At 35.4% G+C, this 12,655-nt stretch carries 16 protein-coding genes and 1 riboswitch; all 16 genes read left to right on the top strand.

Going from position 1 to position 12,655, the window contains the following annotated elements; translation table 11 throughout:
• Window positions 1-222 precede the first annotated feature (222 nt).
• The 16 genes from CZ490_RS07920 to queE all read left to right on the top strand — a co-directional run bounded on the left by CZ490_RS07920 (window position 223) and on the right by queE (window position 12,618).
• A complete protein-coding gene (locus CZ490_RS07920) occupies window positions 223-993 on the top strand; it encodes a hypothetical protein (protein ID WP_077618387.1) in 771 nt (256 codons plus the stop codon).
• Window positions 994-1,097: 104 nt separating this feature from the next.
• Window positions 1,098-1,493 carry a nucleoside 2-deoxyribosyltransferase gene (locus tag CZ490_RS07915; protein WP_077618386.1) on the top strand — a complete coding sequence of 132 codons (396 nt, stop codon included), beginning with the start codon at window positions 1,098-1,100 and terminating at the stop codon, window positions 1,491-1,493.
• Window positions 1,494-1,515: 22 nt separating this feature from the next.
• On the top strand, window positions 1,516-1,749 hold the full coding sequence (locus CZ490_RS22150; protein ID WP_234987196.1) for a hypothetical protein: 234 nt from the start codon (window positions 1,516-1,518) through the stop codon (window positions 1,747-1,749).
• 90 nt (window positions 1,750-1,839) lie between these two features.
• Entirely contained in the window at window positions 1,840-2,292 is a 453-nt protein-coding gene (locus CZ490_RS07910) for a hypothetical protein (protein ID WP_077618385.1), read from the top strand.
• Window positions 2,293-2,571: 279 nt separating this feature from the next.
• Window positions 2,572-3,240 carry a DNA alkylation repair protein gene (locus CZ490_RS07905; RefSeq protein WP_077618384.1) on the top strand — a complete coding sequence of 223 codons (669 nt, stop codon included), beginning with the start codon at window positions 2,572-2,574 and terminating at the stop codon, window positions 3,238-3,240.
• Window positions 3,241-3,294: 54 nt separating this feature from the next.
• Window positions 3,295-3,588, top strand: a complete 294-nt coding sequence (locus CZ490_RS07900; RefSeq protein WP_077618383.1) for a hypothetical protein — start codon at window positions 3,295-3,297, stop codon at window positions 3,586-3,588.
• Window positions 3,589-3,772: 184 nt separating this feature from the next.
• The gene (locus CZ490_RS07895; RefSeq protein ID WP_077618382.1) at window positions 3,773-4,327 is read left to right on the top strand and encodes a hypothetical protein; all 555 of its coding nucleotides are present in this window, start codon (window positions 3,773-3,775) and stop codon (window positions 4,325-4,327) included.
• A 1,078-nt stretch (window positions 4,328-5,405) separates the two neighbouring features.
• Window positions 5,406-5,588: a hypothetical protein gene (locus tag CZ490_RS22145; protein WP_142255350.1), complete on the top strand. Its 183-nt coding sequence runs from the start codon at window positions 5,406-5,408 to the stop codon at window positions 5,586-5,588.
• A gap of 102 nt (window positions 5,589-5,690) precedes the next feature.
• On the top strand, window positions 5,691-5,987 hold the full coding sequence (locus CZ490_RS07880) for a hypothetical protein (protein ID WP_077618379.1): 297 nt from the start codon (window positions 5,691-5,693) through the stop codon (window positions 5,985-5,987).
• Between the two features lie 310 nt (window positions 5,988-6,297).
• Window positions 6,298-7,233, top strand: coding sequence for an NADP-dependent oxidoreductase (locus tag CZ490_RS07870; protein ID WP_077618377.1), 936 nt, complete (start codon window positions 6,298-6,300; stop codon window positions 7,231-7,233).
• A gap of 268 nt (window positions 7,234-7,501) precedes the next feature.
• Window positions 7,502-7,605, top strand: a riboswitch (SAM riboswitch).
• 193 nt (window positions 7,606-7,798) lie between these two features.
• On the top strand, window positions 7,799-8,563 hold the full coding sequence (locus CZ490_RS07865) for a cysteine hydrolase family protein (RefSeq protein WP_200801559.1): 765 nt from the start codon (window positions 7,799-7,801) through the stop codon (window positions 8,561-8,563).
• 59 nt (window positions 8,564-8,622) lie between these two features.
• On the top strand, window positions 8,623-8,991 hold the full coding sequence (locus CZ490_RS07860) for a hypothetical protein (RefSeq protein WP_077618375.1): 369 nt from the start codon (window positions 8,623-8,625) through the stop codon (window positions 8,989-8,991).
• Between the two features lie 35 nt (window positions 8,992-9,026).
• Window positions 9,027-10,277, top strand: a complete 1,251-nt coding sequence (locus tag CZ490_RS07855; RefSeq protein WP_077618374.1) for an acyl-CoA dehydrogenase family protein — start codon at window positions 9,027-9,029, stop codon at window positions 10,275-10,277.
• A gap of 460 nt (window positions 10,278-10,737) precedes the next feature.
• Window positions 10,738-11,403 (top strand): 7-cyano-7-deazaguanine synthase QueC, encoded by a 666-nt coding sequence (gene queC, locus CZ490_RS07850; protein ID WP_077620986.1) that lies wholly within the window; start codon window positions 10,738-10,740, stop codon window positions 11,401-11,403.
• Window positions 11,403-11,897: a 6-carboxytetrahydropterin synthase QueD gene (queD, locus tag CZ490_RS07845; protein WP_077618373.1), complete on the top strand. Its 495-nt coding sequence runs from the start codon at window positions 11,403-11,405 to the stop codon at window positions 11,895-11,897. The genes queC and queD overlap by 1 nt, the downstream gene beginning before the upstream one ends.
• A complete protein-coding gene (gene queE, locus CZ490_RS07840) occupies window positions 11,890-12,618 on the top strand; it encodes a 7-carboxy-7-deazaguanine synthase QueE (protein ID WP_077618372.1) in 729 nt (242 codons plus the stop codon). The genes queD and queE overlap by 8 nt, the downstream gene beginning before the upstream one ends.
• Window positions 12,619-12,655 lie beyond the last annotated feature (37 nt).

Genomic DNA, 12,655 nt, shown 5'->3' with positions numbered 1-12,655 from the left:
TGTGATTGTGAAGAAATCCACTTAAACTATAGGCTGCTTTCGTTGAACAAAGCGATAAGAACCTAAATGATCCTTTTTGTATTATGTTTTTCCCGGTTGGAAGATAATAAAATAGAATCCGGGAAAATATAAAATCACTTGAAATTTATGCTATTAGCCCTAGGTAATTATTTTATAATTCATATCCATTAAAGTTTCTTAATCAAAGAGGTGTAGTGCAACGTGGGTAAAGTATTATCTGGGGATTACAGCGGATGTTCCGTAAGAGCAAACAAAAAGAGCTTAAAAATCGAATACATATCAGCTAGTCTGTTGAACAAGCGTACTATTATTAACGTTATTAAAGACAAAGGCAATCATGTGAGAGTAAAGTATATAAATAATGGTGCTGAAAAGGAAAGCGTCCTTGATTTAACGGATATGGAACATCAAGTTCTTATGAATGTTCTTACAGAGCAGGCTGATCAAGACATCGAAGTATTGAAGCTAGCACCAGAACCAAGGCAATCTAAACAGAAAATAAAGAAATGTATGACATGTAAAGTGGTTAAGAATATTGAATTATATTCAAGCCCTTCAGCTAGAAAATGTAACGAATGCAAGGAAAAAGATGAAAAAAGAGCAGAAGAGGCTAGGATAAAGTATGAGGCAGAACTTGCTGAAGCTCTGAAACATGGAAAATTTTGCAGAGGCGGATTTTGTGTAGAGGGAATTTATAATGATTTTGATAGAATTAAACCTTTTTCCGCTTTTAGAAAAGATAATCGCTTCAAGGATGGTTACGCTGATTGGTGTATCGATTGTGAAAAAGGCAGAAAAGAGTATTATGAACATATTTATTCAGGTGGCACAGCAAGCTCATTCCGGGAATTGAAATCTGCGTCTAAACCATCTCCAAACCCAATAAGGTCAACACATGCACCAAGTAAGCCTAAGAAGTCAGGATTCTGGGCGACTATCAAATCCGCACTAGGATTAAAAGGAGAAAACTAGCAGCTAATGAAGTCGGTTTCTGATTCAACTACAGATCTCCTTAGTTTTAGAAACTGAAAAGAACCTAAGTGGTCCTTATTTGTTTACGAAGGGAGAAATAAAAAATGAATAGGTTTTATGTGGCATCGAGTTTTAACAACATTGAAACAGTTCGTAACGTTAGTAATCAATTAAAAGGCAAAGGCTATATTCATACATATGATTGGACTAGAAATGAGAGGGCAACAACAATTGAGGATTTAAGGGAGATAGGCTTACAAGAAATAAACGCTGTAAAGGATGCAGATTTTATCATCGTTTTATTACCCGCAGGAAAAGGAAGTCACATTGAATTAGGCATTGCTCTTGGACAAGGCAAAAGAATTTACCTCTATTCACCAAATCATGAGATAAACAATCCCGAGACTACCAGTACGTTTTATCATGTATCAGAGGTTCAAAAATGCATTGGTACTATTGAGGAGTTAATTGAAATAGTCACAAGTACAAAGGCGTTATAAAAAAACGGCCACAAAGGAAGTAGTGAGAATAAATAATACATTTTATTATACCTATCCAATACTGGGCTTTTTGAGGCAGCAGATCTTAGGGAATGAGAAAATGGCGATTAGTAACGAAATTACAGAATCTAAAACTATACCATATAGATTGATTGAACAAAAAGAAGAGACAGATAACGTAGTTATTATCTTACCTGGGACTGGAGACACCGCGCAAGCTCCGTTGAAACATATCGAACCAAAGCACTTACATTAACAAGCGGAGGGTTTTTTTACTTAACAAAACGAACTAGTAATAGTAGTGATTGGGTAGTCAATATTACAAACTAAAAGGATGAGATGAACATTGAAGAAATTCTTGTTGGCTTTTATTAGTATCTTTATTATATATATATTGTTGGACTATATAAATCAAAAAAATGTCGAAACTACACTCGCTGAAGTCCAACTTAATTTAGAAACTGATAAGTCAACAAGTGATGGAATTTTAATAGAAGGAAAGATTGATGGTTCATTACCGAAGTTTGCTAATAATCAATTAGCTTTGGTTATCCCGTTTGCACAGGAAGCAAGGGTGATCGAAATATTATCACCGAATCCGAACATTGAATTTGTATCGCGAGACGGGGAATTTCATTATCTTAATATAAACAATCTAAACAACTATCCTTTTGAATTTTCAATACAAATAAGAGCTGAAGAATTAGAAAAGATAAAACAAATTGATGGATTTATTCAATCCAAGCCTATGGGAATCATACCTCATGAATATCTATTATCAGATAACAACGGCAGTTGATGAATTCTTAGTTAGTAAAAGAACATTGATTTCGATTTTTATAATAGCTTCAATCTAAAAACAGGTTTTGCTAATATAAAAGACTAGCCTCAATACGTAAATAATAAGGCTAGTCTTTTTTCAGTTGAGAAAGCTCTTATATAATATATGCTACAATATGAAAAGGGTAAACTTTGGAGGCAAATCAATGCAATTAGACTTATAAGAAAAATTAAGTTCTTGATAAATCCCTTCAAGTACATATACTGAAACAGTGTTTTAATAAAGGAGTTGTATAAAATGAATGAAACTAAAGGTACAGAAATAAAACGTACTTCAAAAGCAGAGAACATTCTATCTCAAATTGAGAGTAAAACGAAGTTAGGTGATTTACGAAAGATTGCGAAGGAGATTAAAAAAGATCACGAACTAGCTATGGAACTTTGGTCAACTGAAGAGTTTATGCCCAGACAATTAGCTATCTTAATTATGGATAAAAAACTTCTTTCACAAGAGGTGCTAGATAAGCTTGATAAGGATATGCAGACTCACACTTTTAAAGAGCGAACTAACTTAATAGATTGGTTAATGGCTAATCAGCTCACCAAAGACAAGAAGACAATTGCACTGATGGAGTCATGGGAAAATAGCCCTTCTGCTCTTCAAAGGCGAGTATTCTGGTATTATCAAGGGCGATTGAGATGGACTGGACAAACACCGCCTGATAACACCGAATATTTGCTATCTGCAATAGAAGCTACGATTGCGCAGGAAGAGCCGGAAGTTCAATGGGCTATGAATTTCACTGCAGGCTGGATAGGCGTTTATGATGAAAAGAACCGTGCACGTTGTATTAAAATTGGAGAGAGAACGGGTCTTTACAAAGATGAAATGGTATCAAGAGGATGTACTCCAAACTATTTGCCAGAGTTCATTACAATTGAAGTTAACAAACGATTTAATAAGTAGTTACCACTGAAAAATATGATGAACAGTAGATAAAAGAAACAGAGGGGAAAAGTCTTGGAAATCTATATTGTATTAGCAGTATTTTATTTATCATTTTTCACTTGGCTATCACTATCATATATTAGAAATAGTAATGGTGGTACTGGAGATTCAAAGAGGAAACGTATTTATGTAGGATTCTTACTAACTCTTAGCCTCTTTCATTTTTTTGGTAATACCGTATTTGAATTGAATGCCTCATATGGGTTACCAATAACAACGGCAATCATTTTGTTATTTAGTATTTATATGTCGATGGTTGTAGTCAAAGATAAGAAAACGGGTAAGGTTATCGAAGAAAGTAAGTAGTAGTTAAAAAATAGGTGAGGCTTCATTTAAAAGTATGAAATGTGATAAAGAACGAATTCTCAATGGTGGAATTCGTTCTTTTTTTTCTAAAAAAAGGATAAAAAAATGTGTTTGTTGAAGTTATTAAACTAAAGAAGCAGGTTGTTGAAAATAATAAGCGAATTTGGAGGGGGGTAAAGTCAGAATGAAAAAGAAAATATTATTTTTTCTTTTAGTGTTTGGCATTGGATTTTCATTTTACTATTTTAATGAATATAAAATTGAAAATGATAAAGAAGCTATTCAATCAAGTTTAAAAGTTTGGCTAAATAGAGGGTATAGTATGGAAGTTTATGACCCTAATATACTAAAAGTGGTACAACTTGATGATTCAAAATCCTATGTATCATTATTTCAATTCCATGAAGGGTATGGATACGCTCACCTTGTTGAAGGAATAAATGGTAAGTTGAAAATAGTTACGAGTAGTCATGGCGGGAGTTTAATTAATAATCGGTTAATAGAAACAAGTGAAGGTAATTACATAGTTTTATATGGGAAAAACCCTAATTTGAAAATTAACACTATGTTAATTAATTCAAGAAATAAGATACATGATCTTAAATTGAACATGCCTGATGACGAAACATTACTTATATACGAAAAAGTACCTGATCATTTTGAGAACCCTCTTCCTGATGAATTTATATTATTAGATGGAAACAATAATGAAATTGAATTAATCCCTTACTTCAACTAACGGGTGCGAGGTTTGAAGGATTAGAGCTTTCACAAGGGGCAGCTAAGTTGAATAATAATTTGGTAATATTTTATATACGAAAAGTGAACGTTATGTTACGATTAGTGTAAAATTACACAATTATACTTTTGGAACATAGGAGAGCTACTATGAAAAAAATATGCATTGGTATCTTATTTGTTATTTTATACTGTTTTCCATTTGTATATTTTTCAATGAAACAAGACTTTACTAACCATTCTTTAATTGGGTATCTGATAATGATTGTATCAACTTCTATTCTTGCATTCCTATCGAGATATTTTTGCAATTTCATTCCATTTATTATCGGAAATATTTTTTCTATGATAATTTCATTTTATTTTAATGGTAGTATGTCGGATACAGAAATGTGGGATGGCGGTTATTTTAAACCCTTTTCTTCTTCTCAACTAATAGTAGTAGTAAGTCTACTGAATTTAATTCCTCAGTACATAGCAATGATATTAGCAAAAAAGGTTCATAATATTAATAAAGTTTAATATAAAATAGATTTCTGTTTTATGATACTTCAATAATTTGTAAAAAAGGAACCGGTGCGTTGTTCTGAGAAGGATTGACCACCTTTTTTGTTGAATTTCTTATTGAACAAACGGAGCAGGTTAGTGCAAGGAAGGATTATTCAAATAGAGATAATGTAAAGGTAGGTGCCAATTTGTTTAAGGATAGCATTAGATACCCTTTACTTTTTTTTCTAGTAACAACCATTTGGCAGTTAATAGTTAAAGAAGAGGTTAATTGGATTGATAATGTAGGGGTCTGTTTTATAATGTTTTTGATTTTCCTATTTTATAATTGGGCAAAAACACCCTATAAGCGGAAGGAAAACAGCGATGAATAAAATTTTCTAAGGGGTGCGTTTCCTCAACAAGGAGGAAAGTATTTTTACTAACGGCGCGTTAATTTAAGATCCAGTTGCCTTTCCGGCTATCTTTTCTTGACGAACTTAGAAAACGAAATAAGACGATTAAATGGAAAGAACAACACCTTTTAACTAACGAGGTAGGGTAATGTGATATTATATTAAGGAAGTGATTATATGAACAGGAGGAAGCGTTATTGGATATTAATGCCACCTTTTCTTCTTGTGATGTTATTATTGTTTTATATTATACCAAACCCTTATAAAGGACTTGCTACAATCGTACCGCTTGTTTTTTGGGTTGTGTTGTGGATTTGGAACTATATTGGGAATGAAAAACAAAAGCAAATCGAGCGATAATTGTTGTTTACTAAATCTGAACAATTATTTTGCTTGTTTCCTATTTATAGCAGGTTACAATTAAGAATAAATAAATTTTACAAATAAAAAGGGAGAGTGTCGATGAATATACATTTAATAATTTTTGTTGCTTCGATGAACGAAGAGCAGGTAGTAACGATGAAAAAGACCTTTCAATCTGATTTTCGGCCTGTAGAAGGAGATATCATCGATGACCCAGGTTTCTCTCCTCAGTTTCACAACGGCTATGAAGTGGTTAAAGTGACAGTTAATTATGCGACGGAAGAATGTTGGGTTTCATTAGCTCCGCTTGCGGTGGAATTAGAGGAAATATCAATCGAGGAGTATGTTGAAAAGCTCCAAGCGCATGGCTGGCAGGTTTTCGAAATAGAAGAATGATAAGATAATATGGAAGTTAAAACGGTAAAGTTTGTGAGAGAACAAACAGGTATGTCTTTAATACAGGCAAAAAAATTTGTAGATGCTTGTAAAGAATAGACAAAGGGATAATTTCTATACTGAACTAACGGATCACGATAGTTGAATAAATCACCTTAGTTATTTAAAAACTAAACGGTGAAGATGGTGCAAAAACTTGTAATTATATATTAATAGTAGGAACCAGTGCGCCATACTCTGACGGGAATGGATGACTACTCAGAAAGAAGCAAATACTTAGCTTAATTACATTTTGTAGGGAGTGCTATTGATGCGTGCAGTTGTTATAAATGAATATGGTAGTAAAAATGTGTTAGTAGAGCAGGAGCTACCGAAACCAGAAATAAAAGCAAACCAAGTACTTGTTGAGGTTTATGCAACTTCCATTAATCCAATTGATTGGAAGCTTCGAGCGGGTTATTTGAAGAAAATGCTTGATTGGACATTCCCTATAATCCTTGGCTGGGATGTTGCTGGTAAGATTGTTGAAGTTGGTGATGAGGTGAAGTCCTTTCAGGTCGGGGATGAAGTTTTTGCGCGACCTGATACGACCCCAAAAGGTACATATGCGGAATTTACTACTGTGGATGAAGAATTGCTTGCCAAAAAGCCTAGTAACTTAACATTTGAAGAAGCTGCATCTATTCCATTAGCTGGCCTAACTGCTTGGCAGTGTTTAGTGGATAACACAAAAGTCAAGCAAGGAGATAAAGTACTCATACACGCTGGAGCTGGTGGTGTAGGAAGTTTGGCTATTCAAATGGCAAAACATTTAGGTGCTTATGTAGCTACAACAGCGAGTGGAAAAAATGAAGCATATGTAAAAAGTCTGGGTGCAGATGTGTTTATTAATTACCGTACACAACAATTCGAAGAAGAATTAAGTGATTATGATGTGGTCATTGATACAATGGGTGGCGATATTTTAAATAAAAGCTTCAAGATAATAAAACCTGGTGGCAGACTAGTATCTATTGCCGGACAACCTGATCCGGAATTAATAGAAAAGCATCAAATAACGGCAAGCTCCTATTGGTTAACGCCAAGTGGTAAACAGCTAGGTGAAATTGGCGATTTGCTTGAGAAAGGAATACTTAAGCCTCAGGTTGGTAGTGTATTTGGTTTTTCAGCGGAAGAGTTACAAAAAGCACATGAATTAAGTGAAACAAATCATGCCAAAGGGAAAATTGTAATTAAAGTTAAATAACGGTAGAAGGATTAACGTTTAGTGAACTTAACTATCGTGCCCGTTTGTCGATTGAGCGTCTTTTTCTTATTTAATTTACGATAGCTTTAGTTGAATAAATCTCAACATCACCTGAACCCATTAATAAAACATAAGAAGCTGACTATTTGCACGGATATGGAAGGTGACACTTGATTTTCCTTCTGAAACAAAATGTTTTCATAATTAGTAAAATGGTATTGACTTCCAAATGCATGTGTTATATATTCTATTTAATTTAATAAAAAAATTCTTATCCAGAGAGGTTTAGGGAATGGCCCGATGACACCTCGGCAACAGGCTTAATTGCACTGTGCCAATTCCATCAAGCTAACATGCTTGAAAAGATAAGAAGAGATAAATGCGTTCGGATATTTAACCTCTTCTTGTCATGAGAAGAGGTTTTTTTCATTTTTGAGCCCTATAGAATTTTTTTTAGAAAAAATCAAATAGGAATGCCGATTAGTCAACTAAAGGCATCATGTTATTCATTATGGATAGCATGATGTCTTTTTTTGTAATAAAAACACAATAGGAGGAGATTTTTGTGTCACAAACAACTAAATGGAATCAAGAAAAATTGGGAGGAATTCATGCCATTCCAGAGCTTGCGCCACAATGGAAAAAGTTAGATCTTGCAGAGATTTTAAAGAGAAAGGCAGCCTTTGTTTCTGTAAGCCAGAATAAATCCCTTTATGAATCATGGGGGGCCCAAGGCCAAGAGAATCACCGGGAAAGAGGAAGTTTACCAGCAACTATTAAGGTTGTGGAAGCTGCAAGAAAGGCACGAAATTTTGTATCTTTTAGTTGGGTTGGGTACAGCGTGTTTCGTGAAGATTACCCACAGACCATTTTCGATAAGGTTCAATACGAGACTTGGATCGAAAACCTTAGCTTTTCAAAGGAAGAGAAGGAGAAAGATAATGAACTGGTTGATGAGTTACAGGAACTTGTAAGACCAGGAGATTTGCAATTCAATGAACTGGCATTACAATCCGCCTTTTTTGGGACACCGCTTCCGCTTGAATTAGCGCGTAAGAATGTTGAAGTGATTGTGTTTACAGGAATTCATCTGGATTGGTGCGTAGAAGGTAATGTTCGCCTAGCACGTGACAATGGTTACTTACCAATTGTAATTGGGGATGCAACTGGATGTCGCTACCCTGAGGAGGAGGCAGCTGCACTACAGCGAATCAATAATTATTTTGCACCCGTCATTTCTGCAGAAACATTCGTCACTCTTTTGGAACAGCCTGTGGAAACAAAGGAAACAAGGAAACAACGGGACGATTCTAGTGTTAGTTTGACGTGAAGTTGTGTTCAGTAGATTGACAATAAATGAAAGGAAACAACCATAGGAGGGCAATCATCATGAAAAAAAGTGTAGAATCTACTAAGATTCGTAATGAAACTAGAGAAGTGTATTCATTTAAGCAGAGTGAACATCTTAATCTACCTGATTTACAATTTTATCAATGGTGTAATAGTCAATACGGGGTAAATAGGGGTGTCTTTAATACGATCGATAACTGGTTTTATGAAAATGGAATGATCAATATCCATTACCGTCGTATCTATCTTTTGGCTTTTCTAGATTACACGATAGAAGAAGGTATAAAGCAGGAACAAGATAAATTTATCCGGTTTGGAAATGGAGGACTAACAAGAGAACTTCAGAAGTTTTATAGACCGAGAAAACGAGTTTCCAGAAATAAACAGAAAACCGTAAGTGAGGCATGATACTTTTTAAAAATACATGGCTGGAGGAATGAGAGATGACAGTAACGATAGAAAAAGCAAGAGGTGTATGGGGCAGTGCTCCTAGTACGAACTATGAACAATTAGCAACAAGGTATAGAGATATTTTTCAACGAATACGTGAAGGTGCGGTTCACCGAGAGAATGAGAGAAAACTACTTTTTGAGGAAATCAACTTGTTAAAGGAAGCGGGTTTCGGTGCGATTCGGATTCCACGTGAAGAGGGCGGATTGGGTGCAACGATCCCAGAGTTATTTAATCTTCTTATTGAATTAGGAGAGGCGGATTCGAATCTACCACAAGCATTACGAGCACATTTTGCTTTTGTGGAGATGGTGTTGAATTCACCAGAGGGTGAACTTAGAAGTACGTGGATAAAGCGCATTTTAGAGGGAGATATTGTTGGCAATGCATGGTCTGAAGTTGCTGGTGCAAAGGCTGGCACGTTCTTAACGAAAGTGACAAAAGGAGAAGGAGACCAGCTGTATTTGAACGGAACAAAATATTATTCGACGGGCACCATTTATGCCGATTGGATTCTTGTTTTGGCAACCAAAGAGGAAGAAAATAAAGTCTTTGCTGTTATTTCAAGATATGCAAAAGGCGTGAACGTAATTGATGATTGGGATGGCTTTGGTCAAAAATTGACGGGTAGCGGAACAACAACGTTTACTGATGTGCAATTACAGGAAAGTGAAATTCTAACAGAGGAGTTTAATGCTACATATCAAGCTGCCTTTTTTCAAATGATGCATTTAGCGACTTTAGCTGGGATTGCCCGTGCAGCTGCAAATGACGTTTCAAAAGCAGTAGCAGAACGAAAAAGAACCTATACACATTCAGCGGGTGCTCGTTCAAGTGAAGACCCGCAAGTTCTGCAAGTGGTCGGAAAAATTCATAGCTTAGCATATTCCTCTGGAGCCATTGTCCTAAAAGCAGCTGAATCTTTACAAAATGCCTATGAGCTGCATCTGGCTGGAAACGGTGAAAATAAAGAATTGGTAAATGATGAAGTAGAAATAGAAGTGTCACAAGCGCAAGTTGTGGTCAGTAGCTTAACACTTGATGCAACAGCATTATTGTTCGACGCATTAGGAGCTTCGGCCACATTACCAACCAAGAGCTTTGATCGCTATTGGCGTAATGCACGAACCATTGCCTCTCATAATCCTCTTATTTATAAAGAGAGAGTAGTAGGTGATTATGCTGTTAATAAAACGCGCCCACCTTATGTATGGCATGTGGGGAAGAGTAATATATCCTCTTAATATCAAGAAACACTGAAAACACTGGGGACGGTTCTTAAAGGGGACAATCGGAAGTTTTGCACGCAAAAAGGCACAATAGGGTTCTTTTGAAGAATGTGGTGTACCCTTAAGTTCAAACTTGCATGTCGTATGGAATCTCACCTTTCTTACACAAAAACCAATTTAGCCGAAAAGTTCAGGTGGAACATCAATTCTTTTGGCATGAGAAGAGTATATAAATAATAACCCTGTGGTTGACCAAACTTCATGACGTTTTCAATGTTGATAGCATTTACATAAGATTACAAAGGTAAAACTTGTACACTATGGATGAATTTGTGATACTATATTTATATTAATTTCATATAAATCCGCGAAATTGCGGTAGAGGTTCTAGCACCCCTCTCTAAAAAAACTAAGAAGAAGCAGTACTTCTATCTTGGGAGTACTGTTTTTTCTTTTGGAAGGAGAATTTTTTATGATAAAAGATGAAAAGGCAATTGTGGTATTTAGTGGTGGACAAGACAGTACTACTTGTCTATTTTGGGCACTACAAACGTTTAAAGAGGTAGAGGTAGTTACATTTAATTATAATCAGCGACATAAGCAAGAGATTGAGTGTGCAAAAGAAATTGCACAGGAATTAAATGTTACACATCATCTTCTAGATATGCAATTATTAAACCAACTTGCTCCTAATGCGTTAACTCGGAATGACATTGAAATAAAAGACGGAGAAAATGGTGATTTACCATCGACATTTGTTCCAGGTCGTAACTTAATCTTTTTATCATTTGCTGCGGTATTAGCAAGCCAAGTGGGTGCAAAACACATCATTACTGGTGTATGTGAAACGGACTTTAGTGGATACCCAGATTGTAGGGATGCATTTATTAAATCTCTAAATGTGACAATTAATCTATCAATGGATAAACCATTTGTTATTCATACTCCACTAATGTGGTTAGATAAGGCAGACACATGGAAATTGGCTGCTGAATTAAATGTACTAGATTATGTCCGTGAAAAAACCCTAACTTGTTATGAGGGAGTAATTGGGGATGGTTGTGGAGAGTGCCCTGCATGTAAATTAAGAAAACAGGGATTGGAGAAGTATCTTAAATCACTAGAAGGAGCTGAGGCATAATGGGATTAGACTTCTTCGGTTTTAGAATAGTAGAAAATCTACAAAAAATAGATCAAGATATAACTAAAAATGAACTTAAGTATCATAAAAAGAGAGTACTTGTGAGCAAGGAATTTACTTTTGATGCAGCACATCACCTTCACTGTTATGAAGGGAAATGCAAAAATCTTCACGGGCATACGTACAAAGTGATATTTGGTATTAGTGGGTATGTAGATGAAATCGGTCTTGTAATTGATTTTGGGGATATAAAAGAAATTTGGAAAAATGAGATTGAAATTCATCTCGATCATCGATATCTGAATGAAACTTTACCCAAAATGAATACGACAGCAGAAAATATGGTTGTTTGGATCTATGAAAAAATGAAAGAATCACTAGATTCTGAGAAGAATAGGAAACAATACAATGGGGCGAGAGTAGAGTTTGTTCGTTTATACGAAACACCTACAAGTTTCGCTGAGGCAAGACGGGAGTGGATGGAGCTTGACTAAAGTACCAGTGTTGGAGATTTTTGGCCCAACCATCCAAGGAGAAGGAATGGTCATTGGTCAGAAGACGATGTTTGTCAGAACAGCGGGTTGTGATTATTCTTGTTTGTGGTGTGATTCGGCGTTTACTTGGGATGGTTCTGGCAAAGATTTAATCAGGCAAATGGATGCAGAAGAAATTTGGCAGGAACTTGTTTCCCTCGGTGGGGACGGCTTTTCTTTTGTCACAATATCGGGTGGTAATCCAGCCCTATTAAAAAATTTAAAATACTTCGTTTCCCTTTTAAAAGAGAAAAATATTAAAATTGGGCTTGAAACACAGGGAAGTAGATGGCAGGATTGGTTTTTAGAAATTGATGAATTAACCATTTCTCCTAAACCACCAAGTTCTGGAATGAAAACAGATTTTGATGTATTAGATATGATCATTAATAGAATGTATGCTCAAACATCAACTAATAATATAAGTTTGAAAGTTGTAGTCTTCGATGATGAGGATTATAAATACGCAAAGAATGTACACCTTCGTTATCCAGAAGTTCCATTCTTTCTACAAGTAGGAAATGAAGATAACAAAACAACGGATGATAAACATCTAATTCAGCAGTTATTACTAAAATATGAATGGCTCATCGATAAAACGATGGTAGACAATGAATTCAAGAATATAAAAGTACTGCCACAACTCCATACCTTTATTTGGGGAAATAAACGTGGTGTGTAGGTAAGTGAAATATATTAATAGTTTACCAGTAGGAGGA

This window comes from Litchfieldia sinesaloumensis, assembly GCF_900156865.1.
Taxonomy (GTDB): Bacteria; Bacillota; Bacilli; order Bacillales; family Bacillaceae_L; genus Ferdinandcohnia; species Ferdinandcohnia sinesaloumensis.
The sequence above is the reverse complement of the archived record's forward strand: the minus strand, read 5'-3'. Positions and strand labels throughout refer to the sequence as shown.